We start from the raw sequence: 24,130 nt of genomic DNA on the forward strand, positions 1-24,130 counted from the left end.
CTACCGAAGAGCCCCGCCTCGTCTTCATCTGCCATATAGACACCGTGACGCTCGGAGACGGTTGGGACGACGACATTGACCCACTTTCCGGGCTCATACGCGACGACCGTCTCTACGGCCGCGGGGCATGTGACATGAAGAGCGGCCTCGCAAGCGCTATGGTCGCTTTCGAAGCCACGCTCGAAAAGATGGAAAGGACCGGCGAGCTTCCGCGGAGAGGCCTCTCGCTCATCTGCAGCGTCGACGAGGAAGACTTCATGCGTGGCGTCGAGGCCGCCATCAAACAGGGCTGGGTCGGTGCCTCGGAGTGGGTGGTTGACACCGAGCCGACCGACTCCCAGATCCAAGTCGCTCACAAGGGGCGCACGTGGTTCGAGCTTACCATGCAGGGAGTAACTGCCCATGCGAGCCAGCCGTGGAAAGGAGCGGACGCCATCGCCGCCATGGCGGTAGCCATCAATCACATACGGCGAGAGATTGGCAGCCAGCCCACGCATGACGAGCTTGGCCGATCCACCGTGACGTTTGGGCAGATCGAAGGCGGTTATCGCCCATATGTCGTCCCCGACTCGTGCAAGGTTTGGATTGACATGAGGCTGGTCCCGCCTTGCGACACGCAGGCAGCGACGAAGATCGTACAGGATGCAATTACAGCCGCCGAGAATGAGGTGGAGGGCTGTCACGGGTCTTTCGTCATCACCGGGGACCGCCCTGCCGTCGAGCGTGACCCCGCCTCTCCCCTGCTGGCCGAGCTGCTCGAATCAACCGCCGATGTAACGGGCACTTCCGCGGAAGTTGGCATTTTCACCGGCTACACCGACACCGCGGTCATAGCGGGCACGTGCCAGAATCACAATTGCATGAGCTATGGGCCGGGATCGCTCGCGCTTGCCCATAAGCCCAACGAATACGTACCGCATGAGGATGTACGCCGAGCCCAGGCGGTGCTCACTCGCCTCGTCGAACGTGTCTGTTGGTAGCGTTTCCGCACCTCAAACCCCGACACCACTCGAGAAAGGCAAGAGACAAAACGGCGCCCCGAGGGTCATCGACCATCGGGGCGCCAAAGGATTGAAGCGAGTGTCCTCGTGCCGCTACCTAGCAATGAGAGAAAGCGCTGCAAGAACGACGCCAGCGCAGTGCTTGGCCGCAGCCGCCTCGAACTCCGGGTAGGAAACGTTCGCAGAGCCGTCGGCCTTATCTGAAATGGCGCGGACGACAACGTACGGAACGCCGGCCACATAACAGACGTGAGCGATTGCCGCACCCTCCATCTCGCAGCACGTGCCACCAAACTGCGAGGTAATCTGGGCCTTTGCCTCAGCTGAGGCGACGAACCTATCCGCGGAGCAAACGCGCCCCTCGAAGACATTCACGTCATCGAGCGCCCTAGCCGCAGATAGCACGGCCTCGCGAAGGGAACGATCCGCCTCGAAGGCAATGACATGCAGGTCAGGATGTTCGCCAGGCTTGTAGCCAAGCGGCGTCACGTCCATGTCGTACTCGACGGCATCCGTAGAGACAACAATGTCGCCCACCTCGATATCATTGTCGAGCGAGCCAGCGACGCCCGTATTGATGACGCAGGTGGCGCCAAGCTGGGAAACGAGGGCCTGGGCACACATGGCCGCGTTTACCTTGCCGACGCCGCACTTGACGACGATGACGGAGACCCCGTCAATGGAGCCCTCGACGAACACGAGCCCCGCGACGTTGTGCTCCGTCGCACCCTCGACTTTGCTCTTGAGCAGTTCGACCTCGGAATCCATCGCTCCGATGATGCCAACCTTGACGTTTCCCATACAACCTCCCAAATCATCAGGTTACGGTTCATGATACCCGCCGCCCAAGCCGTATTCGCGCGCGGCAAAAACGTCATTCGTGAGGGTTCGATTGCATCACACACTCGAACGAACGGAACAAAGGGGCTGCGCGCCGGCATCGCGGCACGCAGCCCCTTACACAAAGCACATGGCGAGCGAGTTTCGATCTAGGCGATGAACTGGCTACGAAGAGTCTCGAACGTCGCCAGCCATACCCCAGCCGCTACAGCGTCGCCTCGGCCTCAGACAGGGAGTCGAGGATGTGCTCGTCCTTGCCGTCGTACTTGGGAGCGGGGCGGAAGAGCATGAACAGGATACCAGCAAGCGCGACAAACGCCACGACGGTCCAGAAGCCAAAGTTACCCAGGACGGCGAGCTCCCAGAGCTGGTTGATGATGAGGCCAACAACCCAGCCGAAGCCGCACTGGTAGGCAATGGCGAACCAGAACCACTTGGGGTCATCCATCTGCTTGCGAATCGTACCGATAGCAGCGAAGCACGGAGCGTCGAGCATGTTGAAGGCAACGAACGCGCACATGGCGCCGGCGTGCATGATGCCGGAAGCATCCGTGAACATGCCAGCGAAGCCGCTCCACATGGAGAGGGAGTTCTCGGTGGCGTCACCAAGACCAAACAGGACTCCGAAGGTCGAGACCAGGTTCTCCTTGGCGATGAGCGCGTTGATGGAGGCGGCGGTGGCCATCCAGTTGTCGGCGCCAAGCGGGGCGAAGAGCCAGGAGATGGAACCGGCGATGACCTTCAGGAGGGACTTCTCGACGTCGCCGTCGGCCAGGAAGCCGAACGCGCCATTGTCAAAGCCAAAGTTAGAGAGGAACCACACGACAACGGCAGCAGCGAAGATGATCGTACCGGCCTTCTTGATATACGCGCTGACACGCTCCCAGATGTGGAGCCACCAAGACTTGATGGACGGGAAGTGGTAGGACGGCAGCTCCATGACGAACGGGGTGGGCTCGCCGGCGAAGGCCTTGGTCTTCTTCAGCATGATGCCGGAGATGATGATCGCGGCAACGCCGAGGAAGTAGAACATCGGGGCGATCCACCAGCCGTCAGAACCGCCGATGAGGACGCCCATGACGAGGGCGATGATCGGCTGCTTGGCTCCGCACGGAATCATCGTGGTGAGCATGGCCGTCATGCGACGGTCCTTCTCGTTCTCGATGGTCTTGGTGGCGAGGACGCCAGGCACTCCGCAACCAGAGCTCACGAGCATCGGGATGAAGGACTTACCAGAGAGGCCAAAGCGGCGGAAGACGCGGTCCATGACGAAGGCGACACGGCTCATGTAGCCGCAGTCCTCGAGGAAGCAAAGCAGAACGAACAGGACGAACATCTGCGGGATGAAGCCGAGCACGGAGCCCACGCCGCCGATGACGCCGTCAATGACGAGGGACTTGACCGCATCAGACGCACCCGCGTCATCAAGCCAACCCTCGACGGCGCCCGGAATGGAGGGGACATAGCCATCGTAGTCCGCGGGATCGGGCTCCTCAGACTGCGCGTCGACAGCAGCAAGGAAGTCATCAGCCGTGACGGCGGGGATGGTGTCCTCGGTGTCGTTGCCGTCCTCGTCGGTGATCACAACGTCCTTAGCGGTCACATCAGAGGCAGAGGCGACGAAGCCGTCAACGATGGCCTCGGAGTCGGCATCCTCGGGGTCTTCCGCAAGGGCGTCGACAGCGTCGGAGACCTCAGTCGCACCGTCTTCGGTCACGACGCCGTCATCCTCGGCGGCGGCGATGAAGCCGGAGATCTGGTCGCCGTAGTGGTTGTCGGCGAACTCCTCGGCATCGGCCTCGTACTGCTCCTGGCCGGCAGAGTTGACGAAGAAGCCATCAGAGAAGAGGTTGTCGTTCACCCAGTCGGTACCAGCGGTGCCCACGGTGGAGATGGCGATGTAGTAGACGAGGAACATCACGGCGACAAAGATCGGCAGGCCGAGGACACGGTTGGTGACGACCTTGTCAATCTTCTCGGAGGTGGTGAGCTTCTTCGGGGCCTTCACGACGCAAGCGTCCATGACGCGCGCGATCCACTCGTAACGATCGGAGGTGATGATGGACTCGGCGTCGTCATCGCGAGCGGTCTCGACAGCCTTGATGTCAGCCTCGAAGGCCTCGAGCTCGGCGTTCGAAAGGCCGAGGGGCTCGATGGCAGCAGCGTCGCGCTCGAACACCTTGATGGCAAACCAGCGGTTCAGCGAAACGTCGCACTTGCCGGCGATGTCCTTCTCGATCTTGGCAAGCGCCGCCTCGACCTCGTCGGAGAAGACGCGGGCAGGAGCCGGAGCAGTACCCGCCTTGCCAGCCTCGACGGCCTTGTTGACGAGGTCGTCGACGTTCGTCTCGCGCAGGGCAGATACCTGAACGACCTCGCAGCCAAGCTCGCGAGAGAGGGCGGACACGTCAATGCGGTCGCCGCTCTTCTCGAGGAGGTCGAGCATGTTCAGTCCGAGGACGACGGGAAGGCCGCACTCGAGAATCTGGGTCGCGAGATAGAGGTTGCGCTCCAGGTTCGTCGAATCGACGAGGTCGATAACGGCAGACGGGCGGTTCTTGATGAGGTAGTCACGCGAGACGACTTCCTCAGGAGAGTACGGAGAAAGCGAGTAGATGCCGGGGAGGTCGGTGAAGGTGATCTGCTTGTCCTTCCTCCAGTTGGCCTCCTTCTTCTCAACGGTGACACCGGGCCAGTTTCCCACATAGCCGTTCGAACCGGTGAGGGCGTTGAACAGCGTGGTCTTGCCGCAGTTAGGGTTTCCTGCGAGCGCGATATACATGCGGTCTTCCATGACTCCCTTTCCTGATGTGTTGCTGGGGGCGGGGTCGGCCCCCTGGTCCCTTATGCCGGACCTTTTCAGATGGGCGCGGAGATCCCCTCGTGACCGCGCCTCTCCGCTCGTGCGGAGCATTGGTGGCACCAGGCCGACCCCTGCCTACTCGGGCTCGACCTCGACCTTCTCGGCCTCATCCTTGCGAATAGAAAGCTCGTAGCCGCGAACGTTGAGCTCGAGCGGATCACCGAGCGGGGCCACCTTTACGACCTTCACCTTGGCTCCCTTGGTGATGCCCATGTCCATGATGCGGCGCTTCACGGCGCCGACACCAGTAAGCGCCTTCACCGTGCAAGACGACCCAACTGGCATGTCCTTAAGCGTAGTCACCTGTTCCCTCTCTTCCTCTCTGCCGGCAATCCGGCCTGAAACGACAACTAGATGCGAATTCGCCCGAACACGATGCGTATCCCAAGCGAGCGAATAGATGAATTAGCTAACGAACACGTGCGTGCAGATGGTGCGATCGAGACCGAGCTGGGCTCCCTTAACCCTCACGATGGACCCCGAGGCACCGCCCTGGGTTACGACCCTGACCACGGCACCTTCGACGAATCCAAGGTTCTCGAGGTGACGTCGCATCTCGGTATTGCCGCTGACCCTCACGACGCGGACGTCTTCGCCCTCGCGTGCCATGGCAAGCGGAAGCTGTGCGACCGACGCTGCAACCATAGCTGCTCCTCTAACCAAAAGTTGTCCCGAACTAACTCCATAACTAATTTGAGTAGTATGTGACTAACTTTTGCATGAGTCAACCATAGTGAACCGTTTGATTTGGTTAACATTTGGTTATGCCGAGGACTGAGAGCTAGAATCCGGAGATCGCCCCAGCAAAACCGGAGATTGCTTCAGCAAAAACCGGAGATTGCCCCAAGGAATCCACGAAAAAAGGCCGCCTCGGCTTTCCGCCAAGACGGCCCAACAAGGTGCGGCTCAATCAAGAAACAACCGATACAAAGGGACAAGCCCTTCCCTACTTGAGGCGAGCGAGGACGCCACAGATGAGAGCCTCGAAGTCCTTCTCGTGATCATGGGCAACCTCAAGAACGGATTCGTGCGTGACGCCGGCCTCGCCGGCCATGTTAGCAGCGAGGGTGACGCCAAGGACGTTCATGCCGAGGGCATGGGCCATGATAGCCTCGCAGACAAGGGACATGCCCGCATAGGAGGCTCCCAGGCTGCCGAGCATGGCAACCTCGGCGCCAGTCTCAAAGCAAGGTCCGAGAAGGCCGGCATAAACGCCCTGTTGGAGATCAATGCCATTATCCGCGGCGACCCCGGTTGCAAGACTGCGCAGATAGGGCGTGTAGACATCCGTCATGCCAACAAAGGGCGACTCGACGCAGGCAAGGTCTTCGTCCTCGATAAGGGGGTTCGTCCCCGTAAGATTGAGGTGGTCCGTGATCAGGCCAAGGCCAACGTGGGCGCGCCCGGCGATCGCGCCCGTCGCGCAGGCAAAGATGATGTCGCGACAGCCGAGCTTATAGGCATGTCGAACAAGCGAGGTCACTTGGGCCGGATCATAGCCCTGATACAGGTGGACGCGGCCCGGATACACGACGACGGGCACTCCATCGATGGTGCCGACCGTCGCCTCAAACGTGTGCCCGGCAACCGGGCGAGCCGTAACCGGGAATCCGTCGATATCAGCATACGGAATGCGACGGACGGGCTTGACCGCGGCAGCGAGCGCACCCAGACCACTTCCGAGGACGATAGCAACGGGATGCTCGACGCTCGCACGACAACCCTCGACAATCTTCTCATCAACCACGATGATTCCCTCCTTTTCGAGAGCACGGGCCGCAAAACCCGTTCCCCTCACGAGTTTCCCTGTATGGGTTCCATCGTAGACGACTCCGGAGCCACAAGCCGGACTCTTCGACTTGAGTACGGCGAGCGGCGAAGAGAGCTCACGAGCACGAGAGGCGACGTACCTCGCCCCGCGTACATAAGCTGCGGTTACGTCGTCCCCAGATACAGTGACAACGCAATCTCCGAGAATTTCGGCAGGCGGTCGAGGAGTGGGCAGTCCGCCGTCGACCTCGGGGCAAATGGGAACGACGCGTCCTCCCCCATCCTCCACGGAACGCACGAGAGCCTCTACGGACGCGCAAGGGCGAGCGCCGCCGTCGTAACGGCAACGCTCGCCCAATAGGCACCTGCTTACGATAAGGTCCACGGCTCTCTTATGCGCCCAGGGTATAGATCTGGATGGAAGCGCTGGAAAGGATGCCGTTCACGTAGGCAGTCCACTCGCTGCTCGACGCCGTGGCGTTGGAAGCATACTGCTTATAGGCGACGGCATAGGCGATCTGCGCTTGGGCGTACGTGGCGGAATCGGGAGTCCAGGTCTCGTCCTTCAGGGCCTCGTAGTAGGGGCCGTCGGTGCGCGCCCAGGTGTTGTTGGCGGCATCCCACTCGTCGCCGATGAGGTTGACGATATAAGCACCGTAGTCACTCGTGGCGGTATCCTCTGCGCCCTCGGCCGGAGCCGTGGGGGCATCGGGGATGGTACCTGCCTGAGTGCTGCAGACCTTCTCCTTGAGCTTGTACATGGCAGCGCTCTCGCGAACGACTTCCTTCGCCTGATCCTCGCTCAAACCGTACTGCTGCGCAAGGGAGGCGATATCGGACGTACCAAGGATCTGCTCGGCATAGGAGCCGATCTCATCATCTGAGACCGTGATTCCCTCGGCCTCTGCCTGCTTGGCAAGAATCTGGTTGCGAGCGACAGCAAGGGTGGAGTCGGCGTTGGGCAGCGAGTAGTTGCCGTCCGCATCCTTGGCGGAGTCGAGAGAGATCTGGGACTCGATCGCATCGCGAACGGTGATGGTCTCAGTCTTGCCGTTAAAGGTATAGGAGGCAATCACCCGGTCGAGGTCGCCCTCGGAAACCGTCGTGGCACCAGGGAACGCCGGAGACGGCGCAGCGCCCCCGAGGACGAAGTGACCGACGAGCAAGCCAACGATGAGAGCGACGACGACGCCTGCGGCAAGAATCTGAACAGGGACAGAGGCAGCAGCCTTGGGAGTCTGCGAGAACCTAGCACCGCCGGAGCGCGCGCCCTGCGAGGCAAGCTTATCGGAAGACTTCTTATCACCCATTGCAAACTCCAAATCAATCGAACGGCCGGGTACGAAACCCGGCCGCGCATACATACTTTGGCAAGTCTACCCCAATGTTGGAGACACCACGTAGACGCTAGGCAAGCTCTGCGACACGAGCGGCGACTGCGGCACCATAGGCTCGCGTCCCAACGGAACCCTCAGTGGAGCCCGTGAGGGCACGCTTGATGTCCGCAGTGACGCTCTCGCCGGCAGAAAGGACATCGCGCACGGCAGTGCGAATGCGATGCGCCGCCTCGTTCTCGCCAAGGTGATCGAGCATCATCGCCGCGGAGAGAATCATTGCCGTGGGGTTGGCGATGTCCTTACCCGCGATATCGGGGGCACTACCGTGCGTAGCCTCGAAAATGGCCTGGTTCAGGCCAATGTTAGACCCGGGCGCGAGGCCAAGGCCTCCAACGAGGCCGGCACAGAGGTCGCTCACGATGTCGCCGTACAGGTTGGGAAGGACCATGACATCGAAGTCCGCGGGGTTCTGTACGAGGCCCATGCACGTGGCGTCGACAATCTTGTTGTCAAACTCGATATCGGGGTACTCGGCAGCGACGCGCTCGGCCGTGTGGAGGAACAGGCCGTCCGTGCACTTCATGATGTTCGCCTTGTGAACAGCGGTGACCTTGCGGCGGCCGTTCTTGCGAGCGTAGTCGAACGCATAGCGAATGATGCGCTCGGAACCGCTCACGCTGATGGGCTTGAGTGAAATGGCGGAATCGGGCTTGATGGCGCCGGCACCCTGCGCGGCAACGGTGTCGATGATAGAACGAGCACCCTCGCTACCCTCATCGAACTCGATGCCAGCGTAGAGGTCTTCCGTGTTCTCGCGAACGATTACGAGGTCGACGCCGTCATAACGGCTGCCATCGCCAGGCATCGAGAGGCACGGGCGCACGCAGGCATAGAGGTCGAAGGCGCGCCTCAGTGCAACGTTCACGCTGCGGAATCCGGAACCCACGGGCGTGGTAACCGGACCCTTGATGGCGGTGCCGGTCTCGCGAATCGAATCGAGGACGCGCTCAGGCAGCGGAGTGCCCTCTTCCTCCATGACGTGGGCGCCCGCCTCCTGGACATGCCAGTCGATGCTTACGCCAGAGGCCTCGACGACCTCACGCATGGCAGCAGAAATCTCCGGACCGATGCCATCGCCAGGAATGAGCGTTACCTGATGGGCCATAATTCCCCCTCGTCGTATTGCGGAGCGACCCGCTATTGGCTGCGTAAGCGATTCTACGTAAGAACGATTGAAGGCGGAGCAAGCACACTCACGGCTTCACAGAGCCGAAACCTACTTGCCGTCGACGATGGCGATGATCTCGGCAGAACGGTCCTTGACGAAGCCCCTTCCGTTCTCGGCGTCAAAGCGAATGCGCTCAGCAAGGGCGGACTTAATCTCATCGCTCGCCTCTCCCTGAACGAACTCGAGCATGCCGGCAAGCATGTCGCGGTAGCCAAGGTCGCCGTGATAGCACTGGATGGCCTCGTCGAGAAGAGGCCAGGCCTTCTCGGCAGCATCGAGGGACTTTGAACCCATACGTGCAATCAGGCAGAAGGCAGAAACGCGAACGCGAGAGTTGTTCTCATCAAACAGCGAGGCCTCGGCGCCCTCGTAGGAATCCTCGACAAGCGTGGGGTCGACATCGGCGATATAGCGGAGCGCGTCAAGTGCCTCCCAGCGCGTCTGCGCCTCTGGGCGGAACAGCGCGTCGACCATGGCCTCGGCAACAGCCGGAAGCTTGTCGCCAAGGGCGTTGGGATCATCGGCAAGCATACTCGTGAGCGTATGGGAAGCTTCCTGACGAGCGCGACGAACGGGGCCGGAGACCTCGTCGATCAGGCGGTCAACCATGGTAATCTTTCCAGCGCCAAACCTCGCGGTGGCAGTCTTCTCGGTCATGCGGGTCCTCCCCTACTCGCAGAACCCATCGACAACGGCGGTGCCGCTTCGAGGGTCGGTGTGAATTTCAATGAGGCCAAACGACGCGGCCTCGCGCAACAACGCCGTGAAAGAGCGATAGCCATAGCTCCTCTCGGAGAACTGTGGTTGCTTACGGCGCATGGTGTCCTTAATGAGCGACGCCCGAATGATGCTGTCGGTCTCTCGCTGGAGGGCGTCGACGGTCTCCAACATGAGCTTATAGCAGGCGAGTTTCTCCTTTGGGACGCGATCCTCGTAGGCGGGAACGCCGCCAGCGGAGACGATATCCTCATAGAAGATGAACTCGTCGCAGACCTCGGTGAGCAAGGTGCTCGTCGCCTCGCGCATGCCCACGCCAATCACGGTCTTATTGAACTCTCGGAGCTTGGAGACAAGCGGCGAGAAGTCCGAGTCACCGGAGAGAACCGCAAAGGTGTCAATGTGGTTCTTGGTAAGACACATCTCCATGGCGTCCACGGCAAGGCGGATATCCGCGGAGTTCTTGCCCGTATAGGCACGATCGGGAATCTCGATCAGCTCGATGCCCAGCTCATGCAGTGGCGTCACCGCCTCATCAAAGCGCTGCCAGTCGCAATAGGCGCGCTTCACGACGATGCGCCCTTTCTCGACAAGGCGCTCGAGAATGCGCTTGACGTCCGGCGCGGGGCCTGGTTCCTGATGGCCCCGACGGTTGCGCTTGCCAGTGCCAAGAGCAAGGTTCTCGTAGTCGATGAACACGGCAATCGTGCCCTGAGGAGCCGTGGGAATCGATTGGTCCATTTCACGCACGACTATTTACCAGCCTTCTTCTTGTCGTCAGCGACGCTCATGAGCTCTGGCTCGGACGCGCCAGTACGAGCTCGCTCGCGTTCCGCACGCTTGACGCGGGCGCGTTCCCGATCACGAGCGCGGGCCTCGGGGGTCATGAGGCGATCCACGAACTTCCACGGACCAACCGACTCGCCATAACCGAACTTAAGCCCGGCGATTGCGCCCGTGATGGCACCGATGGCAAACATGCCGAGGACCACATACCCCGTCATCCACACGACCATGAACAGGAAGGAGCCTGCGAGAACCGCAGCGAGATTGGCAGCGAAGAAGCCAGATGTACCCCTCACGCGACCTCCAGCATCTTCACCGAGGTGAAACCCGATGAAGATGCCAAAGACCGCGAACAGGATGCTGACGATGGTGATGCCGAAACCGTCACCCACGCGCTACTCCTCGCAGTGGCAGCCATCGCCATGGCCGCAGGCGCACTCATGGTCGCCGTCGTGATCGTGACCGCATGTGCATTCGTGATCGTGGCCATGGTCGTGGCCGCAGGAGCACTCGTGGTCATGGTCGTCGGGCTCGAAGGCACTGGTGTCTAGCTTGCCCCAGTCCAGACCCGCTGCCACGGCGTCAGCCTGCTCGGCGTAGAGAAGGGTGAGCGCCTGGGTTCCAAGACGGCCGCCACCGATCTGATCGAGCATGTCGTAGAGCGTGAAGGCGGTCTCGACGCCAGGAAGCGTGATGTCGAGGTCCTCGGACTGCTCGATAGCGAGGCCAAGGTCCTTGCGGAAGTGCTCGACGAGGAAGCCAGGCTTGTAGTCTCCCTCGAGGGCCTTGGGACCAAGGCCCGTGAGCGCACGCGAGCCACCCATGCCGGAGCCGACCATCTCGAGCATGCGGGACACGTCAAGGCCGCCCTGCTCGGCGAGGGCGAGGGCGTCGGCCATGCCGACCATGCAGCCGGCAAGGGAGACCTGGTTGCAGAGCTTTGCGGTCTGCCCTGCGCCAGCGGCATCGAAATAGAAGATCTTCGAGGAGAAGGACTCGAGAATGGGCAGAACCGGAGCAACGTCTGCCTCCTTGGCACCAACGATGAGCGTCAGGGTGCCGTCGATGGCGCCCTGCTCGCCGCCGGTCACCGGGCAGTCGAAGGCGTGCTTGTCCTCGACCTCCGCCGCGTCGTGAATATCGCGAGCAAGCGCAGGCGAAGAGGTCGTGAGGTCGATGAGCCATGCGCCCTTCTTTGCGACGCGAATGAGCCCGTCAGTCGAGAGGTAGACATCCTCCACGTCAGAGGGATAGCCGACCATCGTAAAGACGACGTCTGCGTCAGCGGCAGCCACCGCAGGGCTATCCGCCCAGGTAGCACCTCGAGCGATGATGGCATCGGCCTTCTCCTTGGTGCGGTTGTAGACGGTTACGTCATAACCAGCATCCATGATATGGCCAGCGATGGGCGCGCCCATAATGCCGGTACCGATGAAGGCGACCTTGAGGTTTTTGGCTGCAGTCATGCTGCTCCTTTCTGGCGGCGCAAACGACCGCAAATGAACAAGGATTCCCCTCGTGGGAATCAGTTACTTTGAGCGGACCTTACGGGCAATGCGATCCGTGAAGGAGAGGGCCTCGCGACGGTCTTTGCCCCAGAAGACGCACGCCACCATACCGGGGCCCACGTGCGCGCCAATGACCGGCGAGACGGAGCTGTGGATGATAGGAATGTCACGACAGCCAGGCTCCTTGCGAATTTGGTCAGCAAGCCAGCGCGCGTCCTTCTCGGCGTCAGTGTCCACGATGCCGATGGGCATGTGCGTGACGACACCGCTCGCGCCAATGTAGTTCTCTTTGAAGTCGGCAATGATAGCGCGGAGGGCCTTCTTGCGGCCGCGACACATGCCACGAAGCGTGAGGGCGCCGCTGAGGTCATAAGAGAGCTCGGGCTTGATGTCGAGTTTGCCACCGACGGTCGCCGCCGCAGGCGGAATGCGTCCACCACGCGCGAGGGCGTCAAAACTATCGAGCGTAAAGTAGCCTTGGATGTAATAGCGGGCCTCTTCCGCCCACCCGACAAGCTCGGACGCCGTGAGGCCGTTGCCCACCTGACGCACGGCCTCGATGGTCAAGAGCTCGGCCGCAGCGGAGGGACAAAGATTGTCCACGACGTAAATCTCGTAGCCGGGATGCGCCTCGCGGACAAGGTCAGCCGCCTGACGGGCGGCGTCGACGCTCGAAGAAAGGCCGCGAGTGAAGGCGAGGTAAACGGCAGGGATGCCGTCCTTGGCCATGCGCTCAAACACCTCGAGATAGTTACCGGGCGTAACGGCAGACGTCGACACGTGCTCGCCGGCACGCATGCGCTCATAAAACTCATGAGGGGACATGGAGCGCCAGAGGTCATCCACGTGCTCCCCGTCTTCCATTACGAACGGAAAATGGACGATCTCGACACCGAGGGCGCGGGCGACCTCGGGGGCAAAGTCGGCACAGGAGTCCACGATGATGCGGCACTGGCCGTCACGGCGATAGCTTGCTCCAACCGCACGCGCAATGGTCTCGGGCTCTTCCCCCGCGACCGGCGCAGCCTCGAAGCATGCGACGGCCGCGGGCTCCGTAGAACCCGCGGCCTGAAGGTTTGAATTGTCAGAAATCTCGCTACTCATCCGGCTCCTCGATCTTGGGCTTAATGATTCCATACCCGCCGCTCTTGCGGCGATAAATAACATTCACAAGGCCAGTGGTGGCATTCGTGAAAACGTAGAAGTCGTGACCGATGAGGTCAGTCTGGACGAGGGCCTCTTCCTCGCTCATGGGCGGCAGGTCGATGACCTTCTCGCGAACAAGCTCTTCGTCGTCATCACCCTCGATAAGATCAGCCAAATCCCCCGAGGCGGGAGCGACGGGCAGCCCCTGAGTACGCTGGCGACGGTCAATGACCTTGGTCTTGAACTTACGAATCTGACGGGTCACCTTATCAGCGGCGATATCAATGGCGGCGTACATGTCAGGATCTGCGGATTCGACGCGAACCACGTTGTCGCGAACACGCACGGTGACCTCGCAGACCGCCGCCTCGGGATTGGAGCGGTTCTTCTCGACTCGAAGGACGACGTCACATGTCATGGGCTGAATGTCGAAGACTCCGAGAGCCCCGCCGATCTTCTCGTCAACGTAGTTGCGCAGCGCGTCAGTAACGGTAACCTTGCGACCGGATACCTTGATGTCCATAGTGCCTCCAACCCTAGAGCCAAAATGCACGTTCCGGGGACGCGAGCCCTTGGGACTGACGTCCGTACTCTCTAGATACCCAAACGCGACAAAAAAGTTCGCGAGAAAATAAATGACCGGTTACCGATTCCACCCTTCACAAGCAAACAATTGCACGCTTAGACAGACAAATCAGGCATTAATATACGTCCGCGGCATTGGCGCCGGCAGTCGATCCGTCCTGAATCCCCGAGGTCACGCCCTCAATCCCAGAGGAGTCAGACTCTGACCCCTCGACGGTTCCGGCAGAAAGCGTGATGCCAGAAATCTGCGATGAATCCGTCAAGGGACTCAAACCGCCGAGCCACCTAGCACGAATAACGTCACCGACTCCATTAGAGGAGATCTTGTCGAGGGCATCTTTGACCGCCATCTGAAGATCAGTGTTAGAAGTCATAACCCCAACGCCAATCATGGACGGGGCATTGATGGAGCCGGCAAAGGCGATGCCGTCATAGGAACCCGAGAGGAAGGCCCCCGAGAACGCGTCACAAAGCACGTAGTCAACAATGCCTTGGTCAAGCGCATCAAACGCGTCGTTCAAGTTCTGGAAATCCTGCTCCGTGGCGTTGAGGTCGCTGCGCTTGAGATACTGGGCAGAAGAGGAGCCCTCCTGGACGCCAATCCTCTTACTACGAAGGTCCATGTTGGAGGCAACCGTCTCGTCACCCTTGTGGAAGAACCCAATCGCGTCTTCGGCATAGGAGCCAGCAACGGTCACGCTCGAACGGCCCGAGGTCTCACCCATGACGACGTCGCACTCAGAGCCAAGCGAGGAGGAAGCACTCGAAACGCTAACGAGCTTGACGGTAAGGCCGAGCTCGTCGCCGAGCGCATACGCCATGTCCACGTCATAGCCCTGGTAAGAGCCAGCCTGGTCAGTCATGCACATGGGAGCCGAAGAAGAACGGTTGAGACCAACCGTGAGGACGCCGTCCTCGAGAACGGACGGAGAGGAAACGGCCGGCGTAGCAGCGGCAGCGCGCTGAGATCGGGCCTCTTCGACCGTGGGAGAGGCAAAGGCGTCGCCGAGCGCCTCGAGCGGGTTAGAGCAGCCAGCAAGGGCAACGGTGCAAGCCACCGCAAGCAGGGAGGCGAGGACGGGCTTAGCCGCCAACGAGCGTTTCATCGAGTCTCCTCGTATCTCGGGCGCGAGCGCCCACTGGGCCGGCACGTGCCGGAAGTTGTCAGTGGTCTCAGACAGCTGACCTGGTATTTGACCCCACACTCGCGCACTGGAGCGTTTGCTTTGGACGCCGCGGCATCCGCCACTCGTGACCCTCTCGCCCGCGGAGCTTTAGCCCCTCATCTAACGAACGGTGCGGCTTACTTCTAGGACGAGCCATGATCGCCAACCCGCGCACGGACTGACTTACGTGGATCCCTTTGCCCTCGTCTGGCATGGACTTGGGACGGCCGCGGGCGCGTGCCCGCAGGGACAGACGAACGCGCTGGCCACCTTTGGCTCGCATCGTATCGGCTGGCCCACCGGCCCGCAACCACAGACCTGAATGAGACTTTCGCATTATAGCAGCTTAGGCATGGTGAGACTGTGAATTCACCTCCCAGGACCTCACCACGAGCGCGCGAGGGCGCAAGCGGTGACATCCGCCGCTCCGGCTTCAAGCAGGCAGCGCGTGTAAGCGCGAACCGTCGTGCCGGTCGTGAGGACGTCATCGACGAGCAGCAGGGAGCAACCCGCAACGTCCTCGATAACCATAACGCCGCTCTCGAGGTTTGCCTTTCTCCCCTCGCGACCGAGCTTACGTTGGTCCTTGGCGTCCTCGCGCGCGAGAACGTCTGCCAACGGCAAGTCGAGAAAGAGGGCGAGGAACCTCGCGATCGCCTCCATATGGTCAAAGCCCCTGCGCCGGAACGCCTCGGGCGTCGCCGGCACAAAGCAGATGGCATCCGTTTCGCTCGGGTCAAAGCGGGGCGAGCCATCAATGGCGGGTAGGGTTGCCGCCTCGTCAAGAGACGTCGCGATTATCGCGGCGATAACCGCGGCAAGGCGCCTCTCCCCCGCATCCTTGTGAGCAACGGCCAGCGCGCGACCGGCGCCCTCGAGCGGCAAGGCGCAGACGCACGAGCGAGCTTCCCATCCTCCGCCTTGAGGCAAGTCACACTCCGTACAAGTGAGCCGACCAAAGGGAGCCCCGCAGTTCGGGCACGCGAGGCGTTGTTCGATCCACGGGAGAGAGTTCCGGCACGACTCGCAGAGTAACTCCCCCGGCTCATCGCAAACGACGCAGCGCGTCGGCCAGATAACCTCCATGGCGGCACTACAAACAGATCCCAAATGCACAGAATCCCCTCCATGCAAGCACGAAGGGGATTCTCGGTGACAACAATTTTATCGCTCTTGCGCGAGGAGAGCCTCGGCCATAATCAGCCTTGCTCCAGGCTCGACGCCAATGTCAGGAGCATGGGCTAGTTCTTCGCCGCCAAGCGAATCAACTGGTCGAGGACGCCTGAAAGCTCGCGGCCAGACGCCTTCATCATCTCAGGGAATCGCGAATAGCGCGTAAGTCCCGGAATGGAGTTGACCTCGTTGAAGACGACCTCGTGCTCGGGCGTCACGAAGAGATCGACGCGCGCAAATCCGGAGCAGCACAGGGCCTCGTACACGGCGAAGCCCGTCTTGCGAACGAGCGCCATATCCTCATCCGAGATCTGTGCCGGGCAGCGAAGCGACGAGTTCTGAGAGGAAGCCGAGGCACCTGCAGTTTGGTCCTGGTGAATATGGAAGAACCCGCCATCCGAGACGACGGTCTCGTCCACGACGCCCATCTCGAGGCCCGACGTCGCGTCGCCGATCACGGCGCACCCAACCTCGGTGCCGACGATGGCCTCCTCAACGGAGACCTTGGGATCCAGCGAAAAAGCGAGTTCGAGAGCGCGAGCCATCTCGTTCTCATCGGCGACCTTAGAGACTCCGTAGGAAGAGCCTCCTCGCGTGGGCTTTACGAACACGGGATAGCCACCGCATGCGCTAACGGCAGCCTCCACATCCGCAGCGCTTGCGCCGCGATAGAGGACCTCGCACTTGGGAACGCGAACGCCCGCGCTCGCGGCCAGGCGATGCGAGACGTCCTTATCCATGCAGACGGCGCTCGAGAGGACCCCACAGCCGACATACGGCACGCCAGCGCTCTCAAGAAGCGCCTGCGTAACGCCATCCTCCCCGCCCTGACCATGAAGCACCGGGAGCGCAACGTCCACATCGAGACGGGTCAGGGTTCCGTTTGCCTCATGGCGACAGAGCCCGCCGCCGGGAACAACAACCACGGGGCACACGTCGTGCGCGGTCCATGCGTCGCCCTCGTCAACATCATCGAGGACGCCCGTGTAGTTAAGCCATTCGCCATCACGCGTGATGCCGACGAGCGTAAGGTCATATTCAAGGCCCGACAGCTCGTGCAGGACGTTATTGGCCGAACGAAGCGAAATATCGTGCTCGGACGAAGTGCCGCCAAAGAGAACGGCGACATGAAGGGTGCCTTCCATGTGACTCCCATCTGACACGTGGCAATTGCCACTCAAGCGACTTCATATCAAACAGCGCCGCGGCCCGCTTACGTGGGGCGCGACGGACGGTAAATCATCGAAGATAGGTTAGCTCAGTCGGAAGAGCGCGCAAGCGTTATTCCACAGGGCGCGATACGTTTCCTCGCGCGAAGAAACGCCGGACTCCGCACGAACGTCGGCGACGCAGGCAGCTTGATAAGCAACCATCGCGGGCTCGCATTCCTCCCCACGGAGCGGGACGGGAGCCATATAGGGACAATCCGTCTCCGAGAGAAGCTGGTCGAGCGGGACCTTCGCGGCGGCCGCACGAATGTCGTCGCTCTTGCCAAAGGTAACAGCGCCACCAAAGGCAATCGAGCAACCAAGCCCTATGAATAGATTGGCGACTTCCGGGCCCGACGTGAAGCAGTGGATGTCGCAGCCAGCGGCGGGCACGCCCATCTCGCGGAGAACCTGCGCCGCCAACGCATGTGCGGAGGCGTCAGGGTCATCCGACGCGCTCCTGAGGTGCAGCTCGACGGGTAAATCTAGCTCATGGGCAATGGCAAGCTGACGTCTGAAGGCAACAAGCTGAGTCTCGACATCGACCTCGTTATAGGGGCCGAAGTCGAGGCCAATCTCGCCAACGCCAACGCAACGCTCCCCCGCAAGCAGCTCACGCATGCGAGCCTCGACCGCGTCATCGAAATATGGCGCGTTATACGGATGAGAGCCAGCAACGAATCGCAGGTCAAGAGGCAACTCTGGCGCAGCGAGCGGCAGCGGCTCATAGCCAGGAAACGCGGGCGGCACCAGCCCGGCATCCGCAAACTCCGCCATAAGCGGCATGGCGAGACCGTATGCCTCGTCGAGAAACGACAGTAGATCCTCAGGACTACGACGAGGGGCAGGATCATCCTCGATGCAGCCACAGTCATCGAAAGGATCGAGCGGAACCACAAGCAGGCGCACGCCCGCAAGCGCCGCACGCGCAAGCGCAAGGGCCGGGTCGTGGCTCTTGAGCACCGTCAGGTGCCCATGAGTGTCAGCAAGAGGGGCGAGTGGCATCGGAAACTCGCGTGCCTTACCCTTCTTCGTATGAAAGAGCATGCCATCTTCGAGCGTGAGGGCATCAGCGTTGAGCAGGACGGCGTGGCTCATCGAGCTTCGCTCTCCCCCGCGGAGGGCACAGATTGGGCAAGCGCGGCAGTCAGGCGAACGAAATCTGCCGTCGAGAGGGTCTCCGCACGCGCGCTCGGCTCCACGCCGGCGACCGGGAACGACTCGTCGAGCACGGCCTTGTCGAACCCGTTCGAACCCATGGAGTTGCGGATGGTCTTCCTACGCTGTCCAAAGGCGGCGTCGATCACGCGAGAGACCGCCTCGGCATCAATTCCGTCAGGAAGCTCGATACCCCCGCGATCGATACGCACGACGGCGGAATCCACGTGCGGCGCCGGCATGAAGCAACGCGGCGGAACCTCGAAGCGACCAGTCACGCGGCCATAAAGCCCGAGTTTGGCCGTATAGCCGCCATAGGTGCGGTTGCCCGGGGCCGCCGCGATGCGATCAGCGACCTCCTTCTGCACCATGACGGCGGCGCGCTGGAGGGCGGGCATCGTCTGGAAGAACTGGAGGATGATCGTAGCGGCGACGTTATAGGGAAGGTTCGCGACGAATACCGTGGGCTCGCCACCGGCAGCCTCGGCAATCTCCGCCGGTGCCACCTTGAGCGCGTCGCCCATGATGAAGGCGAAGCCATCGTGTTCCTCCGCATGGGCCTCGAGAACGGGCTCGAGCTCGGGATCAGCCTCCACGGAGACAACGCGCGAAGCCTCGCTCAAGAGCGCGAGCGTGAGGGTGCCAATGCCAGGACCGACCTCGAGCACGCGCTCGCTGCCATCCAGCTCGGCGAGAGACATGATGCGCTCGATCACGTGATTGTCGATAAGGAAGTTCTGCCCCAGGCGATGCTTGGTCGCCAGGCCAAACTCCTCCAGCAGGCCCCTCGTAGCGGCCGGGCTTGCAAGCGGGGATGTGGTCATTTGACCGTCCAATCAAAAGAGCACCCGCGGCCGCCAGGGCAAACCGGGCGGCCGCGGGCACAGCGTCAAAGAGCTAGATTACTTGTCCTCGTCGAGCTTGAGGCGCGGGAAGAGGGCCTCGCCCTTCTCGACGGGAGCACCACCGGCCAGGCCGCCCCAGGCGCAAGCGCCGGCGAGGTCATCGGTTCCGGCCTCAGACTCGGCACCGATACGGCGAAGGGCCTCGGCGCTGGTCTCGGGCATGAAGGGCGCAAGCAGGTGCGCGGAGATGCGGATGGCCTCGAGCAGGTTGTAGATCACGAAGGCGAGCTCGTCAGCCTTGGCGGAATCCTTGGCGAGGCTCCAGGGCTCGGAGTCCTCGATGTAGTGGTTTGCCGCGTGGACGAGCGCCATGACCTCGTCCTTAGCGCCGGCGTAGTCGAAGACGTCCATGCGCGCGGAGTAGCGCTCGAAGATGCCTTCTGCAACCTCGGCGAGCGGGTTGGCGAAGGCGTCGGCGCTCGCAGGCTTGGCAGGAGCGCAGCCGTCGAAGTACTTCACGCTCATGTTGGCAGAGCGGCTAATGAGGTTACCCCAGCTATTCGCGAGGTCAGCGTTGTAGACCTGCTCCATACGCTCGAAGCTGATAGCTCCATCCGTGCCAGGCACGACGTCGGTCATGAAGTAGTAGCGATAGCCCTCGACGCCGAGAAGGTCGATGACCTCGTGCGGGGCGATGGCGTTGCCGCGGCTCTTGGACATCTTCTCGGCCTTGCCGGTCTCCGAGTTGCGGACCGTGAGGAAGCCGTGGGCAAAGACGTGCTCGGGAAGGGCCTCGTCAATGGCCATGAGCATGGCAGGCCAGATCACGCAGTGGAAGCGAATGATGTCCTTGCCAACGATGTGCGTGTTCGCGGGCCAACGGTAGGCAAACTCGGCCTTCGCCTCGGGGGTATCGACGCCGTAGCCGACAGACGTCATGTAGTTGAGGAGGGCATCGAACCAAACGTAGGTGACGTGACCGTCATCGAACGGAACGGGGATGCCCCAGTCGAAGCTCGTGCGGGAGACGGAGAGGTCATTCAGACCGCCCTCGACGAAGCTGCGCACCTCGTTCATGCGGAAGTCCGGCTGGACGAAGTCAGGGTGCTCGTCATAGAGCTTGAGGAGGCGATCCTGGAACGCGGAGAGCTTGAAGAAGTAGCTCTCCTCCTTCACGCGCTCAAGCGGGCGATGGCAATCCGGGCAGAGGTGGGCGCCGGGTGTGCCGTTCTCCTCGTCGCCCTTCTCGACCTGGGTCTCGGTGTAATAGGTCTCATCGGGCACGCAGTACCAACCGTCATAGCTGCCCTTGTAGAGATAGCCAGACTCCTTCATGCGCTCCCAGAGGTACTGCACGGCCTTGTACTGACGCGGCTCGGTGGTGCGGATGAAATCGTCGTTGGAAATCTCGAGCTTCTGCCAGAGATCCTTGAAGTGCGGGGCCTGGGAGTCGGTCCACTCCTGCGGGGTCATGCCGTGCTTCTCGGCGGCCTCGGCCACCTTCTCGCCGTGCTCGTCCATGCCGGTTAGGAACTTGACGTTATAGCCGGCAGCGCGGCGGTAACGAGCCTGGACGTCAGCCAGGATGGTGGAGTACGCGGTGCCGAGGTGCGGGTCGGCGTTGACGTAGTAGATGGGGGTGGTGACGAAGTACGAGGGCTTGTCTGCCATATGTGGAACCTCTTCTTAGGACGTGCGCCGGCAAATGGGCCGGCCGCAGGCGAATGAGCCGCGTGACATTGTATCGCGAGAGCGCCGGCGCGCGGCCCGAGAGCGCAAGGGCCATTTCGTGGTCCATAGGTATCGCGAATCGAGGCATTGTTGGGACCAAAGTCCCACGTTTCCAGAGCTCATCCCGGGTGCGAGCGGGTACGAGATACTTGAAGAGAGGTTTTACCCCGGACTCGCATTCCAGCCCGTGGATCGGAGCGATGCTTCCGGGATGGACGGCGGCGACGGCACAAGTCGGAGCCGAAACGGCAGCTGCGGAGCCAGGCGCACCGAGCGCCCTCCCGTTGCCACCAGAGCAAAGGAGGACACCATGAAGAAAAGAGCTCTCGCGATTCTCGCCCTGGCCCTTAGCCTCTTTGCCGCCCTTGCCCTCGTTGGCTGCGGTGGCGGCAACAAGGATATGAGGACAGACTACGGCTGGCTCAAGCTGCAGGTTCCCGAGGATGCCGTGCTTAACCCAGTTGCTGGCGACACCGCGAACAAAGTCCAGTTCAAGTTCAACAATGAAAATGCCGACCGCATCTACTTCAGTTTCGAAGAGGGAATGACAGTCGAAGAGCACGTCGAGTACGAGGGAAAGTGGCATGACCTGTTCGACTGGACCGTCGAGGGTCCGGTCACGTTTGGCGACAAGACGTACACGGCCGCCTACTTCACGCACACCGGCGGCACGACCTACGAGTACTTCACCAAGGTTGATGGGGGCAGCGTATACATCAGCATCGATAACGTCGAAGACCACGCCGAGGGCGTTGAAACCGTGCTCAGCACCCTCGAGTTCGCAGAGGACGTCCCGAACGCCATTCGCGAGGCGCGCGAGGTCAAGCTCGACGACATCGAAATCGTACGCTAGCCACCTGCTCGACAGCTCACCGATAAGCCGATGCAGCGAGAGAAAGGAAGCGACATGAAGACGAACAAACTCTGGCGGAGAATGCTCATTGGCGTGTCGTTCGTTCTTGCGATGGTACTCGCCCTCGCCGGATGCGGGAAGAGCGGCCCTACGGAAGCCGATTACATCGGCTATTGGGAGGTCTCCGGCGGCACGCTCTATGGTGAGGAGTACGACGCCGAGATGCTCCAGATGATGAAGGACTGGGGCATGGTCATGGTGATCCACCTCGACAAGGATGGCAAAGCCGAGATGGACCTTTTTGGCGAGGTCATTGACGGGACATGGGACCTCAAGGACAAGAAAATGACCTTCGAGGGCGATACTCTCGAGTTCAAGCTCGAGAACGATACCCTTTACATCGTCGAAGGAGACGACAACCTCACCTTTACCAGGGGCAATTCCACTGACCTCGCCGCCGCGATCGAGACCGACCGCAACAGCACTTCAACCGGCGGCTTTGGGACGGAAGACCCGGCGGGCGGAACCTATGAGCCCGTCACGATTCCCGTCGACCCTCCCATCGTCGTCGCCAACGATGACGTCGTCACCGCATCGATCATCGAGAAGGCAACGGAAAGCACCGGCGAGACGGGCTATGTCATCACGGTCACGAACAACTCGAGCGTAAACGTCACGTTCTATACGTCGACCGGTTACACCACCGTCGACGGCGTGCTGACCCAGCCCTGGTATAACGCGCACCTGGCTCCTGGCGAGAGCAGCACCGATTTCATGTACTTCGAGGGCATCACCTCACTGGATGACCTCAAGAACGTTGAGCTTCACCTGTTCGCCTATAACAGCGACACGTATGACTCCCTCGGCGAGTACGTGACGACTATCGATTAGCGCAAGGTATGGCACGAGGAGCGAATCGCGGGCGGCATAGCCATTGGCCACGGAAAATCAAAAGGTAACGGCCAACACCTCGCGCGAACAGCTCTCCGCATGAAGTAACCATGAAGTAGCAAACGGAGGGCCCGAGCTGCAGTCCCTTTTAACCTGCGGCGATGGGCCCTCCATTTTTGCCCAACTGGCTCCGTCGCCACGAAAGCTAAGTTCGACCGGCAAGAACGCCTCCCAAATAGACATCCACGACAATCGTCCGACCAAGATACGATTGCCTTCCGACGAAATACCCCGTCAATGATTTCAAATGAATAGGGGGAGGCTATCTGAGCGTCCTCTCGTTTGAACAAGCAGCGCTTGGGAGCCCTCCCCCCCCCTTATGATATTAATCGCGCGATTTGGTCTACCATCAAGGCAAGTCCGGTTAGAGGAGTTTGGGACATCCGTCTCCATACGCCCCCGAAGAAAGGCGGGAAACCATGACTGCGACGCTTAGAGACTGCGTATATGGCCAGGCCATCGGTGACGCCCTTGGGGTGCCTTTCGAATTCCGTCCTCGCGACAGCTATGAATGTTCGGACATGGTTGGCTACGGCACCCACCGCCAACCGGCGGGCACTTGGAGCGATGACACCTCGATGGCGCTCGCGATATGCGACAGCTACCGTGAGCTCGGACGTATTGACACGGACGACATTCGGAGACGCTTCGTTTCCTGGTACCGCGACGACGCCTACACCTGTGACAGGCTGTTCGATATCGGCAACACCACGATTCTTGCGCTCAAGCGTGGCACAGGCCTCTCGGGCGAGCGTGACAACGGCAACGGATCGCTCATGAGAACGGTCCCACTTGCCTTCACAAGCGCCTCTGACGACGAGATTCGCGCCGTCTCCGCAATTACCCACGCGCACAGGGTCTCAACCGAAGCCTGCATAGACATGGTCCATGCGGCGCGCGAGCTCATAGCGGGCGCCACCCCACGCGATGTCGCCGCTGCCCACGGCGTCAATGTCAACAAGGACCGCGGCGACATCCGCTCCGGCGGTTTCGTCAGAGACACCCATGAGGCAGCCCTGTGGTGCCTCGCCAACACCGAGAGCTTTGCGGAGTGCGTGCTCATGGCAGTCAACCTGGGAGACGACACCGACACGACCGGCGCGGTGGCCGGGGCGCTTGCCGGCATCGTCTATGGTATTGAGGGAATACCGGATACATGGCTTGAGACGCTCAGAGCCAAGGACCTGATTGACGCCTGCCTATTCTAAAATAGCGACTTATTTCGAAGGAAAGCAGAAAGGTCGAGCTCGTGTTAGGGCGAAAT

At 61.2% G+C, this 24,130-nt stretch carries 23 protein-coding genes and 2 pseudogenes; 4 read left to right on the forward strand and 21 right to left on the reverse strand.

The genetic code is table 11. The features are described 5' to 3' along the window. The coding region (locus Q0H23_RS06030) for a M20 family metallopeptidase (RefSeq protein ID WP_293836657.1) at positions 1 to 980 on the forward strand (980 nt) is incomplete at its 5' end. Between the two features lie 114 nt (positions 981 to 1,094). On the opposite strand, the gene Q0H23_RS06035 is transcribed toward Q0H23_RS06030, so the two are convergent. The 21 genes and pseudogenes from Q0H23_RS06035 to metG all read right to left on the reverse strand — a co-directional run bounded on the left by Q0H23_RS06035 (position 1,095) and on the right by metG (position 21,002). Continuing rightward, positions 1,095 to 1,802, reverse strand: coding sequence for a 5'-methylthioadenosine/adenosylhomocysteine nucleosidase (locus Q0H23_RS06035; protein WP_293814508.1), 708 nt, complete (start codon positions 1,800 to 1,802; stop codon positions 1,095 to 1,097). A gap of 244 nt (positions 1,803 to 2,046) precedes the next feature. Beyond that, positions 2,047 to 4,635, reverse strand: a complete 2,589-nt coding sequence (locus Q0H23_RS06040) for a FeoB small GTPase domain-containing protein (RefSeq protein ID WP_293836659.1) — start codon at positions 4,633 to 4,635, stop codon at positions 2,047 to 2,049. Between the two features lie 144 nt (positions 4,636 to 4,779). Then, on the reverse strand, positions 4,780 to 5,007 hold the full coding sequence (locus Q0H23_RS06045) for a FeoA domain-containing protein (RefSeq protein ID WP_293814506.1): 228 nt from the start codon (positions 5,005 to 5,007) through the stop codon (positions 4,780 to 4,782). Between the two features lie 102 nt (positions 5,008 to 5,109). Then, complete coding sequence (locus tag Q0H23_RS06050) at positions 5,110 to 5,349, reverse strand: FeoA family protein (protein ID WP_293836661.1); 240 nt, start codon at positions 5,347 to 5,349, stop codon at positions 5,110 to 5,112. Between the two features lie 301 nt (positions 5,350 to 5,650). Then, positions 5,651 to 6,451, reverse strand: coding sequence for a purine-nucleoside phosphorylase (locus tag Q0H23_RS06055; protein ID WP_293836754.1), 801 nt, complete (start codon positions 6,449 to 6,451; stop codon positions 5,651 to 5,653). Beyond that, positions 6,452 to 6,859 (reverse strand): annotated as a pseudogene (locus Q0H23_RS06060) (DUF523 domain-containing protein); the annotation flags it as partial. Positions 6,860 to 6,866: 7 nt separating this feature from the next. After that, positions 6,867 to 7,784 (reverse strand): hypothetical protein, encoded by a 918-nt coding sequence (locus Q0H23_RS06065; protein WP_293836663.1) that lies wholly within the window; start codon positions 7,782 to 7,784, stop codon positions 6,867 to 6,869. Positions 7,785 to 7,881: 97 nt separating this feature from the next. Next, the gene (locus Q0H23_RS06070; protein WP_293836665.1) at positions 7,882 to 8,976 is read right to left on the reverse strand and encodes an isocitrate/isopropylmalate dehydrogenase family protein; all 1,095 of its coding nucleotides are present in this window, start codon (positions 8,974 to 8,976) and stop codon (positions 7,882 to 7,884) included. 111 nt (positions 8,977 to 9,087) lie between these two features. Beyond that, positions 9,088 to 9,696: a hypothetical protein gene (locus tag Q0H23_RS06075; protein WP_293814502.1), complete on the reverse strand. Its 609-nt coding sequence runs from the start codon at positions 9,694 to 9,696 to the stop codon at positions 9,088 to 9,090. A 12-nt stretch (positions 9,697 to 9,708) separates the two neighbouring features. Continuing rightward, a complete protein-coding gene (locus Q0H23_RS06080) occupies positions 9,709 to 10,497 on the reverse strand; it encodes an NYN domain-containing protein (RefSeq protein WP_293814501.1) in 789 nt (262 codons plus the stop codon). A gap of 11 nt (positions 10,498 to 10,508) precedes the next feature. Continuing rightward, positions 10,509 to 10,934: a hypothetical protein gene (locus Q0H23_RS06085; RefSeq protein WP_293836668.1), complete on the reverse strand. Its 426-nt coding sequence runs from the start codon at positions 10,932 to 10,934 to the stop codon at positions 10,509 to 10,511. A 3-nt stretch (positions 10,935 to 10,937) separates the two neighbouring features. Then, positions 10,938 to 12,008, reverse strand: coding sequence for an NAD(P)-dependent oxidoreductase (locus tag Q0H23_RS06090; RefSeq protein ID WP_293836670.1), 1,071 nt, complete (start codon positions 12,006 to 12,008; stop codon positions 10,938 to 10,940). Positions 12,009 to 12,071: 63 nt separating this feature from the next. Next, the gene (locus Q0H23_RS06095) at positions 12,072 to 13,154 is read right to left on the reverse strand and encodes a DegV family protein (protein WP_293836672.1); all 1,083 of its coding nucleotides are present in this window, start codon (positions 13,152 to 13,154) and stop codon (positions 12,072 to 12,074) included. Further along, on the reverse strand, positions 13,147 to 13,719 hold the full coding sequence (raiA, locus tag Q0H23_RS06100) for a ribosome-associated translation inhibitor RaiA (RefSeq protein ID WP_293836674.1): 573 nt from the start codon (positions 13,717 to 13,719) through the stop codon (positions 13,147 to 13,149). Before raiA ends, Q0H23_RS06095 begins: the two co-directional genes overlap by 8 nt. A gap of 178 nt (positions 13,720 to 13,897) precedes the next feature. Continuing rightward, positions 13,898 to 14,887 (reverse strand): transporter substrate-binding domain-containing protein, encoded by a 990-nt coding sequence (locus Q0H23_RS06105; RefSeq protein ID WP_293836676.1) that lies wholly within the window; start codon positions 14,885 to 14,887, stop codon positions 13,898 to 13,900. Between the two features lie 444 nt (positions 14,888 to 15,331). Then, the gene (locus Q0H23_RS06110) at positions 15,332 to 15,877 is read right to left on the reverse strand and encodes a phosphoribosyltransferase family protein (protein ID WP_293836756.1); all 546 of its coding nucleotides are present in this window, start codon (positions 15,875 to 15,877) and stop codon (positions 15,332 to 15,334) included. A 15-nt stretch (positions 15,878 to 15,892) separates the two neighbouring features. Then, a pseudogene (locus Q0H23_RS06115) lies at positions 15,893 to 16,033 on the reverse strand (double zinc ribbon domain-containing protein); the annotation flags it as partial. A gap of 155 nt (positions 16,034 to 16,188) precedes the next feature. Continuing rightward, entirely contained in the window at positions 16,189 to 17,265 is a 1,077-nt protein-coding gene (locus Q0H23_RS06120; RefSeq protein ID WP_293836678.1) for a D-alanine--D-alanine ligase family protein, read from the reverse strand. Positions 17,266 to 17,373: 108 nt separating this feature from the next. Further along, positions 17,374 to 18,426, reverse strand: coding sequence for a TatD family hydrolase (locus Q0H23_RS06125; protein WP_293836680.1), 1,053 nt, complete (start codon positions 18,424 to 18,426; stop codon positions 17,374 to 17,376). Then, positions 18,423 to 19,310 carry a 16S rRNA (adenine(1518)-N(6)/adenine(1519)-N(6))-dimethyltransferase RsmA gene (rsmA, locus tag Q0H23_RS06130; RefSeq protein ID WP_293836682.1) on the reverse strand — a complete coding sequence of 296 codons (888 nt, stop codon included), beginning with the start codon at positions 19,308 to 19,310 and terminating at the stop codon, positions 18,423 to 18,425. Before rsmA ends, Q0H23_RS06125 begins: the two co-directional genes overlap by 4 nt. Before the next feature lie 78 nt (positions 19,311 to 19,388). Then, complete coding sequence (metG, locus tag Q0H23_RS06135) at positions 19,389 to 21,002, reverse strand: methionine--tRNA ligase (RefSeq protein ID WP_293836684.1); 1,614 nt, start codon at positions 21,000 to 21,002, stop codon at positions 19,389 to 19,391. 370 nt (positions 21,003 to 21,372) lie between these two features. Between metG and Q0H23_RS06140 the strand changes: the two genes are divergently transcribed. From Q0H23_RS06140 to Q0H23_RS06150, 3 genes are all read left to right on the forward strand, one after another. Continuing rightward, positions 21,373 to 21,915: a hypothetical protein gene (locus Q0H23_RS06140; RefSeq protein ID WP_293836686.1), complete on the forward strand. Its 543-nt coding sequence runs from the start codon at positions 21,373 to 21,375 to the stop codon at positions 21,913 to 21,915. Between the two features lie 54 nt (positions 21,916 to 21,969). Beyond that, complete coding sequence (locus Q0H23_RS06145; protein ID WP_293836688.1) at positions 21,970 to 22,806, forward strand: hypothetical protein; 837 nt, start codon at positions 21,970 to 21,972, stop codon at positions 22,804 to 22,806. A gap of 479 nt (positions 22,807 to 23,285) precedes the next feature. Beyond that, positions 23,286 to 24,074 (forward strand): ADP-ribosylglycohydrolase family protein, encoded by a 789-nt coding sequence (locus Q0H23_RS06150; protein WP_293836690.1) that lies wholly within the window; start codon positions 23,286 to 23,288, stop codon positions 24,072 to 24,074. The last annotated feature ends 56 nt before the right edge of the window (positions 24,075 to 24,130 follow it).

Source organism: uncultured Parolsenella sp. (assembly GCF_934660935.1).
Lineage (GTDB): Bacteria > Actinomycetota > Coriobacteriia > Coriobacteriales > Atopobiaceae > Parolsenella.

Bases quoted from the DNA above. Each gene is read 5' to 3' on its own strand.
- raiA (WP_293836674.1), bottom strand. From the start codon at position 13,719: ATGGACATCAAGGTATCCGGTCGCAAGGTTACCGTTACTGACGCGCTG.
- Q0H23_RS06065 (WP_293836663.1), bottom strand. From the start codon at position 7,784: ATGGGTGATAAGAAGTCTTCCGATAAGCTTGCCTCGCAGGGCGCGCGC.
- Q0H23_RS06090 (WP_293836670.1), bottom strand. From the start codon at position 12,008: ATGACTGCAGCCAAAAACCTCAAGGTCGCCTTCATCGGTACCGGCATT.
- Q0H23_RS06070 (WP_293836665.1), bottom strand. From the start codon at position 8,976: ATGGCCCATCAGGTAACGCTCATTCCTGGCGATGGCATCGGTCCGGAG.
- Q0H23_RS06145 (WP_293836688.1), top strand. From the start codon at position 21,970: ATGAAGACGAACAAACTCTGGCGGAGAATGCTCATTGGCGTGTCGTTC.
- Q0H23_RS06150 (WP_293836690.1), top strand. From the start codon at position 23,286: ATGACTGCGACGCTTAGAGACTGCGTATATGGCCAGGCCATCGGTGAC.
- Q0H23_RS06050 (WP_293836661.1), bottom strand. From the start codon at position 5,349: ATGGTTGCAGCGTCGGTCGCACAGCTTCCGCTTGCCATGGCACGCGAG.
- Q0H23_RS06105 (WP_293836676.1), bottom strand. From the start codon at position 14,887: ATGAAACGCTCGTTGGCGGCTAAGCCCGTCCTCGCCTCCCTGCTTGCG.
- Q0H23_RS06080 (WP_293814501.1), bottom strand. From the start codon at position 10,497: ATGGACCAATCGATTCCCACGGCTCCTCAGGGCACGATTGCCGTGTTC.
- Q0H23_RS06040 (WP_293836659.1), bottom strand. From the start codon at position 4,635: ATGGAAGACCGCATGTATATCGCGCTCGCAGGAAACCCTAACTGCGGC.
- Q0H23_RS06075 (WP_293814502.1), bottom strand. From the start codon at position 9,696: ATGACCGAGAAGACTGCCACCGCGAGGTTTGGCGCTGGAAAGATTACC.
- Q0H23_RS06095 (WP_293836672.1), bottom strand. From the start codon at position 13,154: ATGAGTAGCGAGATTTCTGACAATTCAAACCTTCAGGCCGCGGGTTCT.
- metG (WP_293836684.1), bottom strand. From the start codon at position 21,002: ATGGCAGACAAGCCCTCGTACTTCGTCACCACCCCCATCTACTACGTC.
- Q0H23_RS06125 (WP_293836680.1), bottom strand. From the start codon at position 18,426: ATGAGCCACGCCGTCCTGCTCAACGCTGATGCCCTCACGCTCGAAGAT.
- Q0H23_RS06120 (WP_293836678.1), bottom strand. From the start codon at position 17,265: ATGGAAGGCACCCTTCATGTCGCCGTTCTCTTTGGCGGCACTTCGTCC.
- rsmA (WP_293836682.1), bottom strand. From the start codon at position 19,310: ATGACCACATCCCCGCTTGCAAGCCCGGCCGCTACGAGGGGCCTGCTG.
- Q0H23_RS06140 (WP_293836686.1), top strand. From the start codon at position 21,373: ATGAAGAAAAGAGCTCTCGCGATTCTCGCCCTGGCCCTTAGCCTCTTT.
- Q0H23_RS06035 (WP_293814508.1), bottom strand. From the start codon at position 1,802: ATGGGAAACGTCAAGGTTGGCATCATCGGAGCGATGGATTCCGAGGTC.